Origin of the sequence: Paenibacillus sp. LjRoot56 (genome assembly GCF_964253335.1) — a bacterium.
Classification (GTDB): Bacteria; Bacillota; Bacilli; order Paenibacillales; family NBRC-103111; genus Paenibacillus_E; species Paenibacillus_E allorhizoplanae.
This window is the reverse complement of record NZ_CAXURV020000007.1, coordinates 147,592-171,562: the sequence shown is the minus strand read 5'-3', so window position 1 is coordinate 171,562 and position 23,971 is coordinate 147,592. Positions and strand designations below refer to the sequence as shown.

Below are 23,971 nucleotides of genomic sequence, written 5' to 3'. Positions count from 1 at the left end.
TTATGAGGAAAACCGTTATATGGTTGTTACTTTGCACCATGTTGGTTGCACTGTTTCCAACGATGTCAACGCGCGTTCAGGCAGCAAGTTTTATTAATGTGCTTAATCCCGGGTTCGAAGAAACAACGGTGAGTCAAACGAAACTGATACCGACGAATTGGACCACATCCTTATGGAGCAGAACGACTCCCGTGGATACTAGCGTAACGACAGCCGTGTACAGCAGCGGGACGAAATCACTTTATATTAGTGCAACAGATGCGGGAGCAGCAGGTTGGGTTTCCAAAGCGATTCCGGTTGACGGCAGTGCTCAAACCATCAAAACCACGGTGAAAGTGAAGAAGTCGGCTGATTATGCCGGCAATAACCCGTGGGTATTCATCAGCTATGGAAATAGTGGTAGTTTCCTGGGAATAAGCTCATCCAATATGACCACCGTAAGCAGCACAGAATGGACAGAGATCACGTTAACGGTCAACAGCAGTCAGTTTCCTGCGGGAACGAATATGCTTTGGTTGAACTTAGCGACATCGAAAGCAGGCAGCGGAAGCAACGCCGGGACACTCTATTATGACGATGTAACGATGGAACTGCTGGATACAGAGGCGCCAACAGCTCCGACTAATCTTGCCATGTCTGGGCAAACGGCGACGAGTGTTACCCTTACCTGGCAGGCCTCAACGGATAACGTTGGCGTCCAAGGGTACGATGTCTACAACGGTACAACGTTGATTGGATCCACGACAGGGTTAACTTATTCCGTAAGCGCTCTCAATGCGGGTACCAATTATACGTTTACTGTAAAAGCGAAGGATACGGCGGGCAATCTGTCTGTGGCCAGTAATGCTGTAAGTCTGACCACGCCAAATGTATTGAGCATCGCCAATCCTGGGTTTGAGATCACGACATCCAGTGGAAGCAAGCTTGTTCCGGTCAATTGGAATTCTGCCTTATGGTCGCGAACGACACCGGTAGATACGGGGGTCACGACGACTGAGGCCAATAGCGGAACCAATGCCCTATATATTAGCGCAGTGGATGCAGGAGCCGCAGGTTGGGTTTCCAAGACGATGACGATTGACAATAACATGCAAATCAAAGCGACTGTGAAGGTCAAGAAGTCGGCTGATTATGTCGGTAATGATGCGTGGGTTTTCTTCAGTTATGCGAAGAATGGTTCCTTTCTCGGCACCATAGTTGCGCCAAGTGTTACGCTGAGCAGCAGTGAATGGAGAGAGATTTCGGTCACTGTGAATACGGCTAACCTGCCGGCAGGAACGAATAATTTGCAGTTGAATCTGGCGACCCTCCGTGGGGGCAGTGTTAGCCAGCAAGGAACGCTGTATTATGATGACGCTACGATCGAATTGATTCCGGATACGGTGGCGCCAAGCGCGCCAACGAATCTCCACGCCGTAGGTCAGACGGCAGGAAGTGTAGATTTGGCATGGAATGCCTCGACCGATAATATCGGGGTGACCGGATACAATGTATATAAAGACACGGTGTTGGTGGGGACTGTGACAGGTTTAACCTTTACAGCAAGTGGTCTGATCGCAGCCAATAGTTATACGTTTACGGTGAAAGCCGTCGACGCGGCGGGGAATGTATCCCCAGCAAGTCAGGCATATGTGACCAACGACACACAGGCACCAACAGCACCAACAAACTTAGCCGCATCTGACATTAAGATGAAAAGTGTCACCCTCACCTGGGACCCGTCAACCGATAATGGGGGCGTAACTGGCTACGAGATTAACGATGGTACGAAGCTAGTAGCGACAGTCACCGGGGTGACCTATACGGTAACAGGTCTTGAAGCATATAGCGGATATACGTTTACTGTGAAAGCGAGAGATGGTTCGGGTAATCTATCACCTGCAAGCAATCCTGTCGATGTGCTTACCTCAAGCTATTATGATGTAGCAAATCCTGGTTTCGAAGAAACAAAGACAAGCGGAACGAAACTTGTTCCTGTTAGTTGGAGCTCTTCCTTATGGAGCGGGGCAAGCGGAGTCGATATGGGCAGTACGACGGCAACGGTCAATAGCGGCACGAATGCGGTATATATCAACTCGACAAGTACTGGAGCCGCAGGGTTTTCATCCAAAATCATCCCAATTGACAGCGGAATGCAAACCATTAAGATTTCGGTAAAAGCCAAGAAATCAGCTGACTACGCTGGCAATGGCGCTTGGGTGTTTATTAGCTACTTCAAGGATGGTGCCTTCCTCGGTACGGCTGCGGCTAACACGCCAACTTTGAGCAGCACGGTGTGGACGGATATTTCATTTACGATAGATAATAGTCAGTTTCCAGCAGGAACGAATCAAGTTCAGTTGAATGTAGCAACAACGAAATTACCGAGCGTCCCGAATCTGGGAACGATTTATTACGACGACGCCAGCATGCAGTCCGTTGAATATTTCCCGCTGAAGGCAGACGCCTTCGCAAACTGGTGGAAGATCGGCCAAAACGTGGTGTTCAAGGCGATCCAAGATCAGCTGCCCATTTCCGTGCAAACGTTGACGGGGACGGTTTATGATACGGATAGTCAGGTAGTTGGGCAAGTAACCGTAGATCGGTCAACGTTACTATCAACGGGTTGGAGTTGGACACCTAGTCACGAAGGTTACTATGAAATCGCTTTTGACTATACGAAACAAGGGGTTTCGGGAACACTCCCGCTACAACAATCGTACCGGATCTTGTCCAGTCCTAAGCGAACAGCGGCAGAATTTGTACGTAATCGAACTTCCGTGGCTGTCGTAGAAAGTCAGTCCATAAGCAAAGCGGATCGTAATCCGCTGTTTGGATTTAGTAATGGTTTTAGTGATTTAAGAGCGATAGAACTCGCAGATTTGGTTGGCTTTGATTTTGCGAGAATTCATACGATCCCATGGGGAGGACAATTCACCGATACGAACATGGCAATTGAAACGAGTCGTGGTGTGTTTAATTGGGCAGGACTTGATGAACATGTCAATAAATTGCAAAGCTATGGCATGGACATCATCGGCAACATTATGTTTACACCGCTATGGGCGTCTTCGCACCCGGAAGATACAACCATTTATATCGGCGTTCCTGGTTATGCTGCCTATGCCCCAACCGACATGAATGATTTTGCTAATTTCCTGAGGGCGCTTGTGGCGCGGTATGGAGATCGGATTACCAAATGGGAAATATGGAATGAACCTCATTTGAAAGGCGGAAGTATTTTCTGGAATGATACACCGGAGAAGTTCGTGGAATTGTTACGTACCGGATATGAGACGATTAAAAGCGTACAGCCGAATTCTGAAATTTGGATCGGAGGTATGGGCGGTCATCGATATTTGCCTTTTTATAATGAGTTGTTGCGTCTTGGCGGAGCAAACTATTATGATAAGTTGGCGCTTCATGGGAAGTTACCCGATCCCAAAGAGTATCAAGCCTATGATCAAATGTACAATGTCCCCTCAAAGCCGTGGGTGAGTTCTGAGAGCCATGCTGGTCTCGTGAACGCTTCGGAATCACCATTTATCCAAACGGAGTCTGTAATTGCGAGAAAGATGCTGTACGATTATATGTACCAGATGAAGAATGGGGTCGAACAAATCGCTTATTTTGACATGATCAATAATACGGAGATCGAAGCCATCCCATTCGCCCATGCCGAAGGTTGGTTTACGGAATCCTCTGGCTTGTTTCGCAAGAAACCGCAGCTTGAGCCGAGACTTGGTTCCGTGGTCATGCATCGATTTATCGAGACACTGGGGAATGATATTGTCTACAAAGGTGAGTATGCGCTAAGCGGAAATCAGAAAGCTGTTTATTTTGAAAGTGACGGATCGCCGATTCTCGTCGTATGGTCCGAGGATGCGAATACGGGTACAATCGCTCCAGTACTTGCCAATGCGTTTACAAGTAACACTGTAGTTCGGGATTGGACCGGCGGTACAGAGGCAGCAGCCCCTACGCTGCAAGTGAAACCGAACAAAATGTATTACATCAGCCATGTAAATGCCGATTATCTTGCTGGATTGACTTCAACGCAAGATGTCCTTTTGTCGGACTATGAAAAAGCCGTGCAAAATACCAATATTCCCATCGCAGCAGGGAGTAAGAGCAATTTGTTTGACCGTAGCACAGGCGCTTTGAGCACGGATATCCATTGGATTAACGACAATTGGGAGTTCAAAAGCTTGACTTCCGAACAACCTTCAGGGTTTGCGGCTCGAGCTGCCGTGGGGGCGGCCAATGATGGATTCGATCTCGTCATAGAAGTATCGGACGCTAGCTTCGTGCAAAACGAGACCAAAGGTAATTATTATATAGGTGATAGTATTCAATTTGGCCTGGATACATCAGGAATCGGCATGGTCGGGGCCCAAGTGGAATTCCAAGCCGCACTGACTGCTAGCGGTCCTGTACTTTACAAGGGAACTACGCCGTATATTGGAGGAGATCTGCCATCCAACTGGACGCCTGCCGGTCAGTTCGTTCAAAACGGAAGCATGCTCGTCGACAGTTCCCAAAGCGGAAAGAAAATATATAAGGTTCATATTGCTTGGTCAGAACTATATCCTTACATGCCAGATACGACGAAACCTATCTTTGTCTCGCTGCTTGTTAATAATAACAATGGCAACGGTCGGCTCGGATATTTGGAATGGGCCAGTGGTATTGGCGGAGCGAAGAACGTAAGTCAGTACGGTAAAATCTTGTTGCAGGATCCGGCCCCAGTGGCTGATGAGGTAAGCGTTCAGTTTAAAGATAGCGGTGGAAATGCCATCAGTGGTGGCGTCGTATCCTACTATGACGGCGGATGGAAAGATTTCGGCGTCACGAATGCTTCTGGAACTGTAAGCAAGTCTTTGCCGGATAAAGCGTATACGTTTGCTATGACCTACGAAGGCACGTATACAGAGAAAGTCCAAAATACAGGAACGGACCCTGTGGTTGTCTTTCAGACCGTTAATGTGAAGGTGCAGTTGAAGGATAGTCTCGGCAATCCGCTTACCAGTGGGGCGGCGAGTTATTACGCAGGGAGTTGGCGGACCTTCGGGGATATAGCTGGCGGGGAAATTCGCAAGGAATTGCTGCCGGGCTCGTATACCTTTTCCATGAATTATGAGGGAACGATCAAGGAAAAGGTGCAAAATATCGGAGCTGACCCTGTGGTCATCTTTCAGACGGTCAACGCAAATGTACAGTTGAAGGATAGTCTGGGAAATCCGCTGGGTGGTGGTGCCGTTAGTTATTACGCAGGGAGTTGGCGGACCTTCGGTAATACGGCTGGCGGCGAGATTCACAAGGAATTGCTGCCGGGTTCTTATACCTTTTCGATGAATTATGAGGGAACAATCAAGGAAAAGATGCAAGATATAGGAGCCGACCCCGTGGTCATCTTCCAGACGGTCAACGTGAATGTTCAGTTAAAGGATAGTCTGGGTAATCCGCTTGATGGCGGTGCCGTTAGTTATTATGCAGGGAGTTGGCGGACCTTCGGTAGTACGGTTGGCGGCGAGATTCATAAGGAATTACTGCCTGGCGTCTATACGTTCGGCCTGTCCTATGGTGGCGTGTACAAGGAAACAACAGCGAATACCTCATCCAACTCTGCGGTAAATTTTCAAATGTGACAAAGGGAAACTGGACCACGCGAAAGCGTAGGTTCAGTTTTTTGCTTGGTGGTTAATTCAGGATATAGACGAACTCGAGTGACTCTGCTAGCTTCTATTCCCTAACTATCTAGCATATACTTCTCAGAGATCGATAGTCCACGAGAAGAAGAGGTGCAGCCCCTTTGAAAACACTGCCGTTAATCCGTAAAAGAACGCTTAGCACATGGCTCATACTTGGATGCTCTGTCCTGACCCTTGCTGGTTGTAGTGATGCAACTCCTGTGATATCAACGGCTACCCCGGAAACCGTCCCCGTGACGACTACGGTCAGCCCAACGCCTGTGACGCAGCCTACTACAACGGTGGAAGCGCAGCTCCCTTACAAATTCCCGTTAACCGGCTTGCCAGCCGATCACGAAGTGAAGACCCGTCCCTATATGGTTATGGTCGAAAATGCGCCGCAAGCCCGGCCCCAAACCGGCCTCGATCAGGCCGACATCGTCTATGAAATCCTTGCAGAGGGCGAAATCACTAGATTCGTCTCGGTGTTCCAGAGCCAAGCTGCTGAAGCGATCGGTCCCGTACGCAGCATTCGGCCATATTTTGTAGAGATCGGCGATGCGCTGGATGCCATTATTGTACATGCTGGCTGGAGCCAGGATGCGATGGATATGATGGCAGGCCGCAATCTGGCCCATCTCGATGAGGTCTACGGTGATGGCGCCTACTATTGGCGCTCCACGGATCGGAAGCCACCGCACAATCTCTATACCTCTGTGGATAAAATGAAAAAAGGTGCCGAGGCGCGCAAGTTCCGCACCGAGTGGAACGGGCCTTTGCTCACGTTCGCCAAGGCAGGGCAGGGTAAACTCACGGGCGCAGCCGTTCATTATATTCAAATCCCCTATCTCATGGGGTATTTTGCTTCGTATGATTATGATGCTGCCAAGGGTGTCTATATGCGTTCGATGGAAGGGAAACCGCATCTCGACAAGGAAACGGGCAAGCAGCTGCAGACCAAGAATCTGCTTGTCCTAGAGAGCAAGCATCAGATCATCGACAAAGAGGGCCGCCGGATTGTCGATGTGTTCGGGCCGAACAAGGGCGTGATCTTCCAAGAGGGCTTGTCCCAAGCGATCACGTGGGAACGCAAAAACGGCATGCTCCGCGCCTACGCCGGCGATGGCAAGGAAGTGCCGCTGCTGCCGGGCAACACGTGGGTGCAGATCGTGCCGGAGGGGACGAAGTTGAAGGTGGAGTAGTTATGTTTCATCATGTTTAACAATCCCTTTACATTCCCTTAATCACAGGCAAACACTGAGAACCTATGATTACAAGTCATAGGAGGGATAAGATGAAGCTATTTCAACGTAAAATTTCGATACCCGCTTATTTCATCATTATTGTGCTGGTGTTCGGCCTATTGGGCGTTTATTCGGTTTGGGGGCAACAAGATGTGGTGAAGGGCACGGTGGCAGGGAATGCCGCCGAAGCTGCTGAAATTGGTGACGTTGAACCATTGGTTAATGGCGTTAAGAAAGTAGTCTGGTGGCACTCCATGAGCGGCGAGAACGGTCAAGTGGTGGACAGGCTCGTAACAAACTTCAATACTGCACATAAGGATATTAAGGTGGAGGCTGTCTTTCAGGGCTCCTACTTCGATAGTTTGACCAAGTTGAAAGCGTCCATTGGTTCCAATTTGGGACCAACCATGATGCAGGTGTACGATATCGGAACGCGATACATGATCGATTCTAAGGCGATCACGCCGATTCAGAACTTCGTAGATCAAGACAAGTATGATGTGTCCCAAATGGACGAAGCCATACTCAATTATTATCGGGTGGCAGATACGCTGTATTCCATGCCTTTTAACACATCTAACCCGATTCTGTATTACAACAAAGATCTGTTCAAAGCGGCAGGATTAAACCCAGATAAACCACCAGTTCTCTATACAGACCTTGCCCAAGTGGCGAAAAAGGTAACAAGAGACGGTGTAGCCGGCGCCTACTTCGGCACGCACAGTTGGTACATGGAACAGCTTATTGCCAATCAGGGCGCTGAGCTGGTGAACTTGGGCAATGGGCGCGATGGCATAGCAACGGAGTGGCAGTTGAATGGTGAAGCGGGCGTCAAGGCGCTTACTTGGTGGAAGGGGTTAATTGACAGCAAGGCGGCCATTCACTCAGCCGGTAAGAGCGATGAATCTAAGAAGATGTTCGCCGAAGGGAAGGTCGCTATGATCTTCGATACAACGGCAGGGCTGCGAGATATCCTCGATTCCGTAGATGGCAAGTTCGAAGTGGGAACGGGCTTTTTCCCCAAGCCAGCCGAGGGCGTTGGCGGTGTGGTGGTAAGCGGGGCAAGCAACTGGATCCTGAACAACAAGTCGGATGCGGAGCAGCAGGCGGCATGGGCATTCATGAAGTATTTGTCTGAGCCAGAGCAGCAGGCGTTCTTCCATGTCAATACAGGCTACTTCCCCATTACAGAGAAGGCGTATGGGCTGCCGATCGTACAAGACAATATGAAACAGTTCCCACAGTTTAAGACAGCCATTGATCAGCATAACGCTGCCAAGCAGAATCAAGCGACACAAGGCGGTGTTCTGGGGGTCTATCCAGAAGCGAGAAAGCTGACGGAGAATGCTATCGGGCAGGCGCTAAGCGGAGAGAAAACACCGCAGGAAGCTCTCGACGCAGCAGCCGTAGCAATTAACGCCAAAATTGATGCGTATAATAAGACGTTGAAATGAAGTAATGGAAGCCGGGTGAGGACCGGCTCAATTGGGAGTGCCCTAAGTCGAAAAAATCGACTTACAGCATCGAATCCAGCCCAATGGAGCTCCTTAAGTCGAAAAAATCGACTTACAGCACCGAATCCGGCGCATTGGAGTCCTCTAAGTCGAAAAAATCGACTTAGAGCATCGAATCCGGCGCATTGGAGTCCTCTAAGTCGAAAAAATCGACTTAGAGCATCGAATCCGGCGCATTGGAGTCCTCTAAGTCGAAAAAATCGACTTAGAGCATCGAATCCAGCTCGTTGGAGCTCCCTAAGTCGAAAAAATCGACTTACAGCACCGAATCCAGCTCGTTGGAGCTCCCTAAGTCGAAAAAATCGACTTACAGCATCGAATCCAGCTCATTGGAGTCCCCTAAGTCGAAAAAATCGACTTAGAGCATCGAATTCGGCCCAATGGAGTCCCCTAAGTCGAAAAAATCGACTTAGAGCATCGAATCACGCTCATTGGGAGCTCCCCAAGTCGAAAAAATCGACTTACAGGGTCGAATCCACCTCCAATGGAGTACTCCCGCTCGTCCAACAGTATACGCTACACAAAAGAACCTGAGGCAAAGCCTCAGGTTCTTTTTATGCTCTTTTATCCAGCAAATGTGTTCTACGGTACTCGCCAGGCGAAGAGCCTGTGCGGTTCTTGAACATGCGATTAAACGAAGAGATGTTACGGTAGCCGACTTGAATGCCAATGTCTTGAATGTTCGAGTCGGTATGGACCAGCAGCTCTTGCGCGTAACCTACGCGTCGGTCATGCAAATGTTCCATGAAATTGGCTCCGGTTTTCTCTTTAATATACGTAGAGAGGTAGGAACTGCTTAGCGTTAGTTGATCAGCGAGAACATCGAGTGAAAGATCCTCGGCATACTGATCCTTAATGACGTTAAGCACATGATCAATGATGGGATCATTCGTCTCTTTCTTCTCACGGATGAGTTGAGTGACGAGTCGGAAATAAGTTTCAAATGTTCGTTTATACTCATCCAACGTACAGCATTCCTCTAATTGAAGCAGAATGGACCTCAGCTGTAAGGTATCGTCAGGTTGAACTTTGTAATGGTCTAGTACCATTTTGGCCTTATCGGTTACAGCAAGCACCATATGCTTAAACATATCCACAGAAGCTTCTTTCTGGTCAAGTTCGTCCAACCACGGAAGAAAGAGGTCGAGCGTTTCCTGCTCCTTGCCGGATTTCAGCGCTGTGGTTAGTTCTTGCTCCTGTGTAAGGGTAAGGAAGTACGTAGCGCGATCCGAACGATAGTCAACGACTATTTGCGTTTCTTCCAGTAAGCGGGCTTGCGCAGCTAATTCATTCACCTGTCGGTAGGCATGACCGAATTGCAGAGAATGCTCGAACGCTGAACTGATGGCGGCAGTCACTAAACAGTATTGCCGGTCTTCGTCTAGAACGAGCTTCAATTCTTCGAGCATTCCAAGGATACGTTCACGCTCATTGCCAGGGAACACCGTTAGAAACTGATGATGTTCCATCTGCAGCGTATGGGAATCAGGAAACCGTTCCTCTGTTACACGTTTAATCTGCTCGCCGATCGTTTGCGAGATGTGTTCTCTGCTCATCGGGACTTCTATGAAAGCAGGCGAACGGAAGCGCAGCTCGTATAGCACGATGGTGTAGGTTCCCTCGGTGCCTTGAATATGCTGCCATTCATTGAGGTCAGGATGGATATTCTTCAGCTTATTCATGAAATGATAGTTAATTAACTCCGACTGTTGATCCTGCAGCTCCTGCTGAATCTCACCTTTTTCTTGGATCAATTGGCGGACGGGGTGATGGATTCGTTTGCTGAAAAAGACAGAGACGACGAAGGCGATAGCAATAGAAGCGCCCAACAGAATCATCATGAGATTGTCCAAACGAAGGATTCTGGATGTGAATTCAGGACTCGTCATTTTCATGATGTAACGTAAACCGTCTTCATCTTGATATTCAATAGCAACCGGCTCTTGGAGCTGGGTGGAATCCTCATCTGTCTCATCTGTCCTATTTGTCTCATTTGTCGAATAAATAACTGCTTGGTTCGGTCCTAATATCGTGATGTCCAGATCGGGCGTTTCCTTCAGAATCGCGTCACGCAAACGGTTGCCGTCGATCATCGCAATCATCATATTGTCAGCTAGTGCAGGCTTAATAGAATAAGGAATTAACATTCTTCCCGCTGATTCTCCTGATGATGATGGGCTCCCAAATACAGCCCCCGGATGAAGGACATAATTGTCACTGCGATCAAACTGCGATTGCCAGTAAGAGAGCGGATATAGGGAGCTTTGGTAGATGCTGCTGAATAAATCGACCGTTGTGCCAGGACCGAGCTTGCTCAGAGCTAGATTTGTGGATCGGAACATAAGGATCAAATTATCGACATAAAGCTCCGAATCACTTGCGATACTCTGCATGTCCAGCACAATAGGACGGGTAGAAAGCGACTCGGGATCCTTCTTTAAAATCACTTGATTGTTAAGTGTAATGACCGTCTTTTCTGTAAATTGCTTATACAAAGCTTCTCGCACTTTATCCAATTGAAATTGATAGCGCTCAGCCACTTTCTGCAGTGTAAGACGATTCTGTGCCATCATCTCGCTGCGGAGGTGGTTTTTGACGAGCCAAAAAATCAAGAGATTAAACGAGCAGAAGATGAGAATCAAGATCATAAAGCTGGCTAAGATGTTTCGAAAAAGGGATCTCTGTATCGAGAAAAGTTTCATAAGTCGCAGGCTCCTTTTGATTGCTCCGCTGTTTTGCTTCCGGCGAGTTATATACCTTAATTGTAGATGAAATCAGGAGTGAAGGGTATGGGCTTTTTATTGGAAGCTGGGCACTTTTATGTATTTTCCGGTTTATAAAAGCTTAAAAGAAGAATCGTAACAATCGCTCAGGAACACAAATCATGTGTATAGGCAAGCCGTGGGGGGCTGGATATGATGGGCATGTATCAACGAAGCTCATGGGAAGGAGAGGCAGGTATGGCGGTGAAAAAGTAAGTGCAAATGAATCATAAGGGGAAGAACACATGCGCAGTAGAACAGAGTTGAACATTAGGAAGAGCTTCTTCGTGTTCCTTTTGGCGGTTATCTTTAGCATAAGTGTAGCTAGTACGGTAGGAGCGCATGCTTCTTCGAGCGGTTACTCTGATATACAAGTAGGCTCAGATACGATGCAGTATCATCTATCTTTAGTCGAACACGACCTTCTACAAATCTTTCCTGATAAAGCAGATGGCGGAGACAAGATAAGTGATAAACAATTATCAACCTCCTTGGAAGCATTAACCAAGCTAGTTGATGACGGCATTATTGTGACGGGGGATGGCAAGGTTGGAACGGCGGTCGTTGTTAGCGCTAAGCATGAGAAACGCGCCAGCATGGATATGATTGGCATTGATATTCGGTATAAATTCGCCGCTCCAGTGAAGCAGTATCTCGTGCAATATAACTTCTTCTGGTACAGCGGGGTCGATCCAGCCCATAGCAACTATGCCACGATTCAGGTGGGAGGCCAGACGATTCAACAAGTACTTGGCAGTCAGAATTATATTGTGCAGATCCAAGGTCCTGGGGCTGGGGCAGGAAACCCGACCATGACGTCAGTGCCTGCTAGCAAGCCTGCGGTCGATATTACAGCCAATCATTCCTGGAAGAATACGCTAAAGACCTACGTCCTTATGGGGATGAAGCACATCTGGTCAGGGCTTGATCACATGCTGTTTCTATTCGGTTTGCTGCTGGTTTCTGAACAAAGAGTGACCAAAATTGTGAAGTTGATTACGGCGTTTACGGTAGGTCATTGTATCACGCTGGTCCTATCCTCCCTGGAGATCGCCTATCTCTCACCCAAGATTGTCGAGCCTTTAATTGCACTTAGCATTTTGTATATTGCCTTTGAGAACATATGGAAGAAAAAAGAGAGCGCACGTGTAACGGTCACCATGCTGTTTGGGTTAATCCACGGTTTTGGATTCGCTGAAGTGCTGCGAGGCACATTGTCCGGGCAAATGGCGCTGCCATTATTCTCATTCAATCTAGGCGTCGAAATTGGACAACTTGTCGTTGTAGCGATTGTGATACCAGTTCTGCTGTTGCTTCGCCGCGTGCCGCTGAAAATCAATTGGAACTTATATGCTTCAGGAATCATTGGTGTATTCGGGCTGTACTGGCTTATTGAGCGAATTATTTCCCAATAGATAGAGATTGTTAATAACGATCATTTGATAATGAGAGGGCGTTACTACGTGTATAAAAAAGGTTTAAAACGATTGGTTTCCGGGATGACCGTATTCGGAATGATGTTCAGCATGCTGGCCCCCATGGCGAATGCGGTGGACAACGATATACAAGTGAATGACGTAGACTATTCGAAGGTGCCTAAGTTGCTGATTACGGAGTTAGTGCCAGATACAACAAATGTGGGCCCTTCAGATGGCTATGAGTTTATTGAGGTGTATAACAATTCAGACAGAACACTGGACTTCAAAGATTACAACTTGGTTTATCGTAATGCAGGTGCAGACACAATCTGGCCGGCCTCCTATAAACAAGTACCATATGGGAGTATGCCGATTCCATCACAATCCTCCATCGTATTTTGGGTAACGAATGCAGATAATGTGGAAGAAACACCAGCAAAGTTTAATAGTACCTTTACTTCCAACCTCCAAGAAGGTGTGAACCTTTTCCGCGTGGAAGGCGGGGGCGGAATGAGTAACGCAGGTCCTAGGAGCTTGGTTATCCAAGAGAAAACCGGCAGCGATATTTCCATTGCTAGTTATCAAAATGATAATCAAACGAAACCAAATAAAGGTATTTTCTATAAGTCTCCTGTAAATGGCTCGAAAAATATGGTGATGTACGGTTCAGGTGAAGATACAACTCCAGCTAATGCAACACCAGGTGTTATCGATCCCATGCAAGTTCCACCAATCCCATTGACGTACTCGGAGCCTCCGGTTATTAACCACACGCCGGTCACGCAAGCGGATCAAAAGTTGGATTTAACGCTGCAAGCGCAAATCGCTAATCCTGAGCAGAGTGAATCCGTATCCGCGGCTGTTTATTTTAAAACAGGTTCTCAAGCTGCGTATGATTCGGTACCTATGACGGTACTAGCCAGCACCCAGTATCAAGCTACGATACCTAAGGAAAAGCTGACCGATACGCCATTGAAGTACTACGTTCAGGCTGATGACGGTTTTAGTACGATACGATCGAACGTGTATAGTGCGACCGTGGCTATCGATAAAACGGATTTCACCAAGATCCCACAGCTTCTAGTTACAGAAGTTGTACCCGATTCTACGAATGTGGGCACAGCAGATGGCTATGAGTTTATAGAAGTGTACAACAATACGGATAAAGCCATTAATTTCAAAGATTATCAATTGATCTACCGCTACACGGATACTGGACCTGATGCAGATGTCATTTGGCCAGCAGACAAAGAAGACATGATCATTCCTTCGAAAGGTACACTAGTCTTTTGGGTGATCAACGCACAGAATGCGAATACGCCAGTAGCAGACTTCAATACCACCTACGGCACGAATTTGGTTGAAGGCACCAATCTTGTACGCATACACAACGACGGTATGGCAAATGGGTCCAATCGCGGCATTCTCATTGCGACGAATACAGGCGTTGAAGTCTCATCAGCTTATTACGTAACTGGCGATGCGAAGGCTAATAAAGGAATCTTGTATAAATATCCAGTTGACGGCAAAACAACGATGACGAAATATAGCGCAGGGTTAGTGGCTGCGACACCAGGAACGCTTGACCCGACTCAAGCGCCGATCCAAAGTGTGATTGTGAAGCCAGATACAACCAAACCTGTAATTTCTGATTTGACCAAAGAAACCGAAATCGAGCAATCCAAGGATCTTGAAATCATCGCGGATGCCAAAGATGAAACATCGTTAAAGACGGTTGCGCTTTATTATAAAACGGAGAAACAGCCGAATTATTCGAAAAAATATTTGAAAGAAAGCTTCGCAGATACGTTATATCATTATACGGTTTTCTCACCTGAGCTTATCGGTAATGCTTACTTGGAGTATTACTTTGTTACTTCGGATGGCGTGAATGAGACCACGTCGACTACGAAGCGCGTAGCCATTACGGGAGGGGCGGATCACTCAGCTCTGCGTCTTAATGTGAAAGACGGCGATGTGATTGCCAAACCTAAAGTGATTAAAGGAACAGGCGAAGGGTTAGGTGCGGATGACCTGAAGCTTGCCATTGATGGCAAAGAATTAACGCAATCTACCTATCATGCTGTTGAACATGACGCGTATATTGCATTCGAAGTAACGGGTGTAAATTACTATTTTAAAAACGCCATTACGCAAGATAAGGACATTCTCTTTACGTTCCAAGACACTGTGAATAGCTACACAACACTGTCTACGACGATTCAAGCGGACAGATTGAAGGAAGGCAGCAACGTATTTTCCATCCGAGCGGGCTCGAAGGCTTCACCTTTCGATGATCGACCAGCGGAGAATAAAGATAATTTTGACGTGAAGAACGTACGTTTAGTACTGGCTGATGGTACGGTGATTTATGATGCGAAGAACAATGATCCGGCCAAGGTTATTAAAATGGGAGATTCTTCAGGGAAACCTCCAGTTGTCGATTTCGATTTCGTCATTCCAGCAGAGAAATTGGCATCCAAGGCTTATGTTTGGGACACCACATCTACGAATGATGGTCAACATCAGATTACGGTGAGCCATGGCAATGACAAGGCTGCTACATCAACAGTGACAGTCGATAATACAGCTCCAGTCATCAAACCTTCCGTTGAAGAGGGCGTCATGTACCGTGGCGACTTCAACCTAGATGCGGTCATATCTGACGCACTAGCTGGCGTTGACAAGGTAGAGACTACGTTCGACACACAGCCAATCACATTGCCTTATGCCACATCATCTGCAAAGCTTCCAGGTGGGATGCATGTATTCAGCATCAAGGCTGTGGATAAAGTAGGTAACGTGCAAAATGTGACGATCAATTTCGAGGTGCCGAATGAAATCCCGAATTTGCCGGAACAATTGACACCAGGGCAAGGCGCTGTTGACGTAGATCGTAATGCTCCTTTGAGTGTTAAAGTATCGGATCCCATGAATGATGAAATGAACGTAAGCTTTAACCAAGGCTTTAAATACGATGCAAGCGTGCAGGGGCAATTTGCTGGGTATCGCAATGCCGTAGACACGGAGCCTCCTAGACAGGAAAAGCCGGATGGTGAAACCGCATTTTCACAAGAGGATTATACTAAAATTAGTGCCTTGGACGGGCAGTATCTGGTCGATGATTCTGACGAGAAATTCCCGTATCAGCGATTTGAAATCTCGTTGGACGATGCGATCAAGAGCACAGATAAAGTGGAAATTAACTGGAAAGGTAAGTCGCTGGAAGGCCGTAAAGTTACTTTATATGCATGGAGTCCTAGCGGGCAAAAATGGAACCTACTGAAAACGGTTATAGCAGGCACAGCTGATTTCGAGCTGCAAGCTACCGTAGCTGCAGGTACGTATGCCAACAATAAGAAGATTCAAGTGATGGTTCAGGATGAAATTGCAGCAGCGCCAGTTCAAGCGAATGCCGATGCGACAGCCGATTATGATTTCTCCTTTGTATGGATGTCGGATACACAGTATTACTCCAGAACCTATCCGTATATCTATCAAGAGATCGTGAAATGGATTGCTGATCATAAAGTAGATAATAAAATTAAATATGTGATTCATACCGGTGATATCGTAGATATCGCTGACCAAGAATATCAATGGATAGAAGCAGATAAAGATATGAAGGTTTTGGAAAAGGCCAACATTCCTTATGGGGTACTGGCGGGTAACCATGACGTGGGCCATCAAAACAATGATTATAGTTACTATTCCAAATGGTTCGGGGAAGATCGCTTCAAGGATCAGCCAACGTACGGCGAATCCTACGAAAATAACAAAGGCCATTATGACCTTGTATCCTCCAACGGCAATGATTTTATCATCGTTTACATGGGTTGGGGCTATGGTGACAAAGAGATTGACTGGATTAACGAGGTTTTGAAAAAGTACCCGAATCGGAAAGCGATCTTGAACTTCCATGAGTTCATGTTAGTTTCCAATAACCGCGCACCGATGGCGGAAAAAGTATTCGAACGTGTCATCAAGCCGAATAAGAACGTTATTGCGGCGCTTTCTGGCCATTATCACGATGCGGAGCTGAAAGTCGACGCGATTGATGATAACAATGACGGTTTACCCGACCGTAACGTGTATCAAATGCTTGCTGATTACCAAGGGGCACCAGAAGGTGGACTTGGTTACATCAGACTCATGCAGTTTGACATGGCACATGGCAAAATCAACATGAAGACATATTCACCGCATTTGGATGATTACAATTACTATGATCCAGCCGAGTATCCTGGCAAAGATGAGTTTTCCATTGATTTGAATTTGCAGCCTGTTACTAAACGCGTTGCTACGGACTACTTCGGAGTGAACGTATATACGGATAATATGATCGGCAGCATGAATCATGTGAAGAGCGGTGAGGTTGCCGGGGTCATCTGGAAAAATCTAGCGCCACTAACTAGCTACCAATGGTATGCTGCAGCCACAGATATGTATGGCGGGGTGAAGAAGTCAGATATTTGGAAATTGACTACGGGGACAACATCGACTGAATATATGACCGGTCTAAGTCTCAGCAGCGGAGATCTGAACGAGCCCTTTTACTTCTCAAGAACAAGCTATACGCAAAGTGTGGTTAACAGTGTTGATAGCTTGACAGTCACGCCAACGCTTACCAACGAAACAGCAAGCGTAACGGTGAACGGAAACACGGTACGAAGTGGTCAAGCGAGTGAAGAGATTCCGTTAAGCCTAGGAGACAATACGATTACGATTGTCCATACAGCGGCGGACAGTTCGACCAGAACGTATACAGTCCATGTTACAAGGATGAGTAACAATGTCTTGCTTTCCAACATTGCTGTCAATCAAGGTAGCTTGAATCCGGCATTCTCTGCGTCCCAACGTGATTATGCGGTAGGAGTATCTAACTCCGTCTCGGAGGTAAATCTATCGATAACTAAAGAGGAACTCTATCAAAAGCTTACGGTAACAGGTGCCGAGTTTACAGCTGTCACAGACCATGTATATGCCTACAAAGCGGCTAATCTAAAGGTCGGGGCTAACCCGATTGAAATTATGGTCGAAGCGCAAGATGGTACGAAGAAGCCGTATAACCTGACGGTATACCGTGCTGAAGATTCTTCATCGGAACCCTATTATCCAACACCACCAACGACGCCGATTGACGATAAAGTGACCTCGACAGATGGTACGTTAACACTTCCAATTGGAAAAACGGGCGAAGTTAGTTATAAGGATGAGGTTTCTATCTCGATTCCGGCTAATGCTTCTATGAAAGAATTAAAGTTAACCATCGAAAAATTGACAGGAACAGATAACCTATTAACGAATCATGAGGTTCTAGCAAGTCCAGTCTATGAGATTCTCAAAAACTTCACAGAGAACTTCAGTAAATCGGTTACCTTGACGTTTGCTTTCGATCCTACAAGTGTCAAAGCCGATCAACGAGCATCCGTCTTCTATTTCGATGAAGTGAATCAGAAATGGGTGGAAGTCAAGGGTGGTAAAATCAATGGTAATCACATTACTGTAGACGTTAATCACTTCACAAAATATGCGGTCATGGCTACACCGAAAGAAGATGATAAGCCTATAACTGACAATCCTGGAACAGATGGAACCAATCTGACTGATATTAAAGGACATTGGGCAGAGGCCAGCATTCGTGAATTGATTGGACAGGGAGCGATCAATGGCTATCCAGATGGCACCTTTAAACCGGAAGGGCGCATTACAAGAGCAGAATTCGTCTCTATCGTTGTTAAATTCTTAAAGCTCGGTGATCAGGGCGATAAAGCATTCAGCGATACGACGAACCATTGGGCTAAAAATGCGATCGCCACAGCGGCAGCCAATGGGATCATCTCAGGGTACACAGATACGACATTTGGTCCGGATGATACGATTACCCGAGAGCAGATGGCTGTAATAATTGTACGTGCAGCACATATGAATGATAAAGGCACAGAAGGCATGGGATTCACCGACAGCTCAGCTATATCGGAGTGGGCACAGGCGGCAGTAGCTGTCTTGACTTCGAAGGGGTTATTGAATGGTTACCAAGACGGCACCTTGAAACCGCAAGGGATATCAACGCGTGCAGAAGCTTCAGCAATCATATTAAGATCATTGAAAAAATAGCAACATGTAAAGAGGCTCCTCCGTCTATGAAGACGGGGAGCCTTTTACGAATGAGTTGGCTTAGATGAGACGAGAAAAGAAGAGAATAAAACTATCTGCGCTTCCGTCTAGCTGCACCTGATTTCGAGTAGCCTTTGCGCCTTTTACCTGTGCCGGATTTCTTACGGCGTTTGCGTTTCGGACGGAAGATCTCTTCTACGTCTCCGGAGGCGACCTTTCCTTTGCCGATAGAGCCAAAGAGGGTCTTCACCATCGGTGCCATTTGCTGAAACGTCGACATGAACTTTTGAACCTTGCCCATCGTGCCGATGATGCCGTCAATACCACCCATCCGCTCAACGAAGCCGGAGATTTGCTTCATATTTAAGCCGCTTAATGGGTTCGAAGAACCTCCAGCGGCACCACCACCACCGCCAAGGAGATTGCTTAGGAAGTTACCGCCACCACCACCACCGGCGTTTCCTCCGCCACCGCCAAATAAACCACCGCCTGCATTGCCGCCACCGCCGCCGCCAAAAAATCCACCACCAGCATTGCCACCTGCTGGAGGGCCGCCGAAGAAGCCGCCACCGCCTTCAAAGCCGCCGCCACCGAAGGGATTGCCACCGCCTAAGCCAGGGTATTGACCGAAGCCTTCACCGGGAAGGGTTAAGCTCCTTGTTTCTACTTCAGGACGATTTCCGCCATTACCAATAATTTGTTGTCTTGGGTTGGTCACTAGGATTCACGATCCTTTTTATCAGATTTGTCTCCTACAGGATATGTCACTTGCCTACCTTTGGTATGGACGAATGTCACGGGTGCCCGTGATTTGTTGCTATTTAGTCAATTAACGCATAGAAATTTTAACGTTCTGCAATCCTAAAGGAAGGAATTACCCAGTACGTGTCGAATGATACACAGGAGCTTAGAGAACCATGAAGCCAACATGCTTTTTGACCGGGAGTTGACAGCAGATGCAATTAAAAAAATTAAATGATAAAGCCATAGACCAGCTTTTTGAAGCTGTACTAACGTTGAAGGATATTGAAGAGTGTTACGTCTTTTTTGATGACTTGTGTACCGTGAATGAGATTCAGTCGCTGTCGCAGCGCCTTGAAGTAGCTCGTATGCTGCGCAAAGGATGCACGTATAACCAGATCGAAGCGGAAACAGGGGCTTCTACAGCAACCATTTCGCGGGTCAAAAGGTGCCTGAATTACGGGAACGATGGTTATGTACTGACATTGGATCGTTTGAATCGTTAAATAATAACTTGCAGAATCCTGTATTACCTCGTGTAATGCGGGGTTTTTCTCTGTTTAAGCAGGCTTCAAATTGACATAGCTGACCACTTTCGTTAGCATAGGAAGATAGGCTTAGTTCGTACGGGTGGGGGAAGTTAGAATGAAGTTGTATGGTGTGCTGGTCATTAGCCATGGATCCCGTGATGTGGGTTGGGTTCAGCTGGTCGAGGATGCCGTGAATGCGGTTCAAGTACCTGATGCGATGCCCATTTATGCGTCATATTTGGAGCTCGTCGAGGGTAAATTGATACAAGATGGCATTTATAGTTTAGAGGCGCAAGGTGTGACCGATATCATCGTAGTTCCACTATTTGTGTCCTCTGGGAGTACACATATTGATGAGATCAGCTACGCGTTAGGGGTCATTGCTGAGCCTGTGCTCGAAACCGACATGGAGCTCTTAGACATACGCGCGCGAATTCACTTCACGTCGCCGATTGATGATCATCCAGATATTGCAGCTATTCTTTATGGCAAAATCGCAGAGCTTTCCGAGTCGCCACAGGAAGAGATTCTGCTATTGGTGGGACATGGGAGTAAGGAAGATGGCTTCCACCAGAAGTGGCGCCAAGGACTTACGCAGCTCGCGGAGCGGGTTAGAACGCTGGGCGGCTTCGCCGAGGCGGATATTGCTATGCTTTTGCCGGATCAACTAGCGGAGAAGATGGCCTGGTGGGCCCGTGAGAAACCAACGTATAAGGTGATTGTAACACCACTTTTTCTGAGTGAAGGGTATTTTACACATAAAGTGATTCCTTCTAGATTGGAAGGGTTAACCTATAAGTATCATGGACGAGCTTTGTTGCCGAGTCCGCAAATTTCCAAATGGATGGAGGGGCAGATTGCCTCCGTATTCCCATACGATGAACAGGGGATGAAATAGAGTGGTCAAACGAGCACGATTGATCTATAATCCGACTTCAGGCCGGGAAGAAATGAAGAAAAGATTGCCTGAAATCCTCCAGCGCTTAGAGCGCGGCGGGTTTGAGACCTCTGCTCACGCGACCATCGGTGAAGGAGATGCCACACTCGCAGCGGCCGAGGCTGTGAGTCGCGGGTTCGACTTAATCATCGCAGCGGGTGGCGATGGTACGATTTGCGAAGTCGTCAACGGTATGGCCGAAAGAGAAGGCAGACCGCCGCTCGGCATTTTGCCGCTCGGGACGACGAATGATTTTGCGCGTGCGCTCGGTATCCCCAAGAACTTGGAGTATGCCTGCGACCTCATCATTCAGCAGTATTCAACCGCTATCGATGTAGGCAAAATCAACAACCGCTACTTCATCAACATCGCTGGGGGCGGCTCGATGACCGAGCTGACGTATGAAGTCCCGAGCAAGCTCAAAACCATGATCGGCCAGTTGGCCTATTATATGAAGGGACTCGAGAAGCTGCCTAGGCTCAAGCCAATCGAGCTCTATATCAAAGCCGGCGATCGCGAGATGCATGAAGAAGTCATGCTCTTCCTCGTGGGCAATACTAACTCCGTTGGCGGTTTCGAGAAATTAGCTCCAGAAGCCAACATTAATGATGGCATGTTCGATGTCATTATTTTGAAGAAATGCAACCTGGCAGAATTCATTCGTATCGTATCCTTGGCGCTGCGCGGCGAGCATTTGAGTGATCCGAATCTGATCTATTTTCAGACCAATCATATCGAAATTAATTCCCCGGACTACGTTCAGTTGAACCTTGATGGTGAGTTTGGCGGGACCTTGCCTTGCGTGATGACCAATTTACAGAGCCATTTGCGGGTGATTGTGGATGAGTCGGGCCAGTCGATTTATAAAAAGAAATTTCTTGATGCTTTGACCACGCCGTTTCATTTGAAGGGGCATGGAAATGGGCATGATGAGCATGAGTAGGGTACAAAAACCTTCTCCAACCTTTTCATCCCATTCGGCTGCTCAGATGAATAGATAAATGATTAATTTTAGCTAGAATTAAGTGAGGTTATTATGAAAACAAAAGGTACATCTGGCTCTGCGCCAGGTAAACATAGAGGTAGTGGTAGGTCGGGATCTGCTGGAAGAGCGGGGAATTCGGCAGCTGGTAACAGAGGGAAGAAAGAAGTGCCAGCTTGGATGGCAGGCTTGCCTGTGCAAATCGGACAGCAATACGAGGCTGAGATCATCGGGATCAGCCATGATGGCGAAGGGGTGGGCCGTGTGAACGGCTTTACCCTTTTTGTCGCGGGAGCGCTGCCGGGTGAGCGTGCACTTGTGCGGGTGAATCATTTGAAGAAGCAGTATGGGTATGCTGGTTTGGTGGAGCTGATTGAGAAGAGCTCGGATCGCATTGCTCCCGACTGTGTGATTTATGATGAGTGCGGTGGGTGTCAGCTGCAGCATTTGAGCTATGAGGCGCAGCTTCGGGTGAAGCGGCAGCAGGTTGTTGATAATTTGGTGCGGATTGGGAAGTTGGCTGTAAAATCCGAAGAGAATGCAGAAGGGATAGTTGTTCATCCGACGTTGGGGATGACAGATCCGTGGAGATATCGGAACAAGGCTCAGGTTCCTTTTGGGGAAGAGAGGGGCGGCCTCATCGGCGGATTCTATGCGCAGGGAAGTCATCGCATCATTGATATGGAAGAGTGCTTGATTCAACATGAGGCGAACGACGAAGTCGTTGCGCGTGTGAAAGAGATCGGCTCGCGTTTAGGCATTCGCGCTTATAGTGAAGAGACAGGGACTGGGCTTCTGCGCCATGTCGTTGTCAAAGTTGGCTTCCGCACGGGCGAGGTTATGGTTGTTTTGGTCACTAATGGTACGGAGATCCCGCGTGTGGATGAGTGGATTGCTGGCATTCGCGAGGCTCTGCCTGCGGTGAAGAGCATTTGTCATAACATTAATGTGAGACAGACCAATGTTATTTTTGGGGATGAGACGCGCGTCCTGTGGGGCAGCGAGGTCATCTATGACTATATCGGCGAAGTGAAATTTGCCATTTCCGCGAGATCCTTCTTTCAAGTGAATCCCGTCCAGACGGAAGTCTTGTACGGGAAGGCACTGGAGTACGCCGCGTTGACAGGCGGCGAGACGGTTGTCGATGCCTACTGCGGCATCGGCACGATCTCCCTGTTCCTGGCGCAGCGCGCGGGACAGGTGTACGGCGTCGAGATCGTCGAAGAGGCGATCTCCGATGCACGTAAGAATGCCGAGTTAAACGGCATGACGAACGTGCACTTCGAGGCAGGACCCGCCGAGGTCGTCCTGCCGGAGTGGACACGTCAGGGCGTTCGGCCTGACGTGATCGTGGTCGACCCGCCGCGCAAGGGCTGCGACCCGGCGCTGCTGGCAACCATCCTCGAGCTGCAGCCGCGGCGCGTGGTGTACGTGTCGTGCAGCGCATCGACACTTGCGCGCGACCTGCGTGTGCTGGTCGATGGCGGGTACGGCGTCGCGGAGGTGACGCCGGTGGATATGTTTCCTTGGACAACACACGTTGAAAATGTCGCGTTGATTGTAAAAAATAATACAGATGCTGAAACCCGTTGATATAAAGGGTATATAGGATGATACAGTGTTTTTTGAATTGGTATAACAGAGCCGTTTTCGAAGATCGGAGGGCAAGAAATTCGAATGTGTTGGAAAAAGACAAGAGGCAACAACACGATTTAAAGTGAGCTCTCGGAAAGGGTGACAAAGATAAATTTGGGTAAACGGAGATATTACGGATAGATTGTGCACTGCTCATAAACCCAGCCCAGCTGCGGCCATGTAATCCATGAAGAAACACCGCTGAAGGGAATCCGAAAAATGAAAGAAGATAGTGGCTCACACGATTTCCCAACCACTAATTAATCAGAGTCATGGTCTGCATCAAATTATCTGCAATAACTATTTAAGAAATGCGGTAAATGTAAGCTTTAAACAAAGGTAATCATAAAGATCCTTGAGAATTATTCCACCCTCATTTGTTTGGACGTCTTGACGTATAAGCCATACGTTCCTTGGCAAGT

11 protein-coding genes are annotated in these 23,971 nt (G+C 47.6%); 9 read left to right on the top strand and 2 right to left on the bottom strand.

The genetic code is table 11. From position 1 onward, the window contains the following. Window positions 1-2: 2 nt before the first annotated feature. From ACSQ8O_RS35290 to ACSQ8O_RS35280, 3 genes are all read left to right on the top strand, one after another. Window positions 3-5,627 carry a fibronectin type III domain-containing protein gene (locus tag ACSQ8O_RS35290; protein WP_436245527.1) on the top strand — a complete coding sequence of 1,875 codons (5,625 nt, stop codon included), beginning with the start codon at window positions 3-5 and terminating at the stop codon, window positions 5,625-5,627. A 344-nt stretch (window positions 5,628-5,971) separates the two neighbouring features. Next, complete coding sequence (locus ACSQ8O_RS35285) at window positions 5,972-6,871, top strand: DUF3048 domain-containing protein (protein WP_436245526.1); 900 nt, start codon at window positions 5,972-5,974, stop codon at window positions 6,869-6,871. Between the two features lie 92 nt (window positions 6,872-6,963). Continuing rightward, window positions 6,964-8,367, top strand: a complete 1,404-nt coding sequence (locus ACSQ8O_RS35280; RefSeq protein ID WP_436245525.1) for an ABC transporter substrate-binding protein — start codon at window positions 6,964-6,966, stop codon at window positions 8,365-8,367. Between the two features lie 614 nt (window positions 8,368-8,981). Here the strand turns inward: ACSQ8O_RS35280 and ACSQ8O_RS35275 are convergent. Then, on the bottom strand, window positions 8,982-11,129 hold the full coding sequence (locus ACSQ8O_RS35275) for a helix-turn-helix domain-containing protein (RefSeq protein WP_436245524.1): 2,148 nt from the start codon (window positions 11,127-11,129) through the stop codon (window positions 8,982-8,984). A gap of 305 nt (window positions 11,130-11,434) precedes the next feature. Here ACSQ8O_RS35275 and ACSQ8O_RS35270 point away from each other — a divergent pair, with 305 nt between their 5' ends. Continuing rightward, entirely contained in the window at window positions 11,435-12,604 is a 1,170-nt protein-coding gene (locus ACSQ8O_RS35270) for a HupE/UreJ family protein (protein WP_436245523.1), read from the top strand. A gap of 48 nt (window positions 12,605-12,652) precedes the next feature. Further along, window positions 12,653-18,724, top strand: coding sequence for an S-layer homology domain-containing protein (locus ACSQ8O_RS35265; protein WP_436245522.1), 6,072 nt, complete (start codon window positions 12,653-12,655; stop codon window positions 18,722-18,724). 91 nt (window positions 18,725-18,815) lie between these two features. Here the strand turns inward: ACSQ8O_RS35265 and ACSQ8O_RS35260 are convergent, their stop codons facing one another. Then, window positions 18,816-19,442, bottom strand: a complete 627-nt coding sequence (locus tag ACSQ8O_RS35260; protein WP_436245521.1) for an aminotransferase — start codon at window positions 19,440-19,442, stop codon at window positions 18,816-18,818. A 238-nt stretch (window positions 19,443-19,680) separates the two neighbouring features. Between ACSQ8O_RS35260 and ACSQ8O_RS35255 the strand changes: the two genes are divergently transcribed. The 4 genes from ACSQ8O_RS35255 to rlmD all read left to right on the top strand — a co-directional run bounded on the left by ACSQ8O_RS35255 (window position 19,681) and on the right by rlmD (window position 23,507). After that, the gene (locus ACSQ8O_RS35255) at window positions 19,681-19,971 is read left to right on the top strand and encodes a YerC/YecD family TrpR-related protein (RefSeq protein ID WP_056612830.1); all 291 of its coding nucleotides are present in this window, start codon (window positions 19,681-19,683) and stop codon (window positions 19,969-19,971) included. 139 nt (window positions 19,972-20,110) lie between these two features. Beyond that, window positions 20,111-20,893 (top strand): sirohydrochlorin chelatase, encoded by a 783-nt coding sequence (locus ACSQ8O_RS35250; RefSeq protein ID WP_436245520.1) that lies wholly within the window; start codon window positions 20,111-20,113, stop codon window positions 20,891-20,893. Between the two features lies 1 nt (window position 20,894). After that, window positions 20,895-21,875: a diacylglycerol kinase gene (locus tag ACSQ8O_RS35245; protein ID WP_056612833.1), complete on the top strand. Its 981-nt coding sequence runs from the start codon at window positions 20,895-20,897 to the stop codon at window positions 21,873-21,875. Window positions 21,876-21,968: 93 nt separating this feature from the next. Continuing rightward, window positions 21,969-23,507, top strand: coding sequence for a 23S rRNA (uracil(1939)-C(5))-methyltransferase RlmD (rlmD, locus tag ACSQ8O_RS35240; RefSeq protein ID WP_436245519.1), 1,539 nt, complete (start codon window positions 21,969-21,971; stop codon window positions 23,505-23,507). Window positions 23,508-23,971 lie beyond the last annotated feature (464 nt).

Excerpts from the sequence above, each read along its gene's own strand:
- ACSQ8O_RS35255 (WP_056612830.1), top strand. The coding sequence starts at position 19,681 with ATGCAATTAAAAAAATTAAATGATAAAGCCATAGACCAGCTTTTTGAA.
- ACSQ8O_RS35280 (WP_436245525.1), top strand. The coding sequence starts at position 6,964 with ATGAAGCTATTTCAACGTAAAATTTCGATACCCGCTTATTTCATCATT.
- rlmD (WP_436245519.1), top strand. The coding sequence starts at position 21,969 with ATGAAAACAAAAGGTACATCTGGCTCTGCGCCAGGTAAACATAGAGGT.
- ACSQ8O_RS35290 (WP_436245527.1), top strand. The coding sequence starts at position 3 with ATGAGGAAAACCGTTATATGGTTGTTACTTTGCACCATGTTGGTTGCA.
- ACSQ8O_RS35275 (WP_436245524.1), bottom strand. The coding sequence starts at position 11,129 with ATGAAACTTTTCTCGATACAGAGATCCCTTTTTCGAAACATCTTAGCC.
- ACSQ8O_RS35270 (WP_436245523.1), top strand. The coding sequence starts at position 11,435 with ATGCGCAGTAGAACAGAGTTGAACATTAGGAAGAGCTTCTTCGTGTTC.
- ACSQ8O_RS35250 (WP_436245520.1), top strand. The coding sequence starts at position 20,111 with ATGAAGTTGTATGGTGTGCTGGTCATTAGCCATGGATCCCGTGATGTG.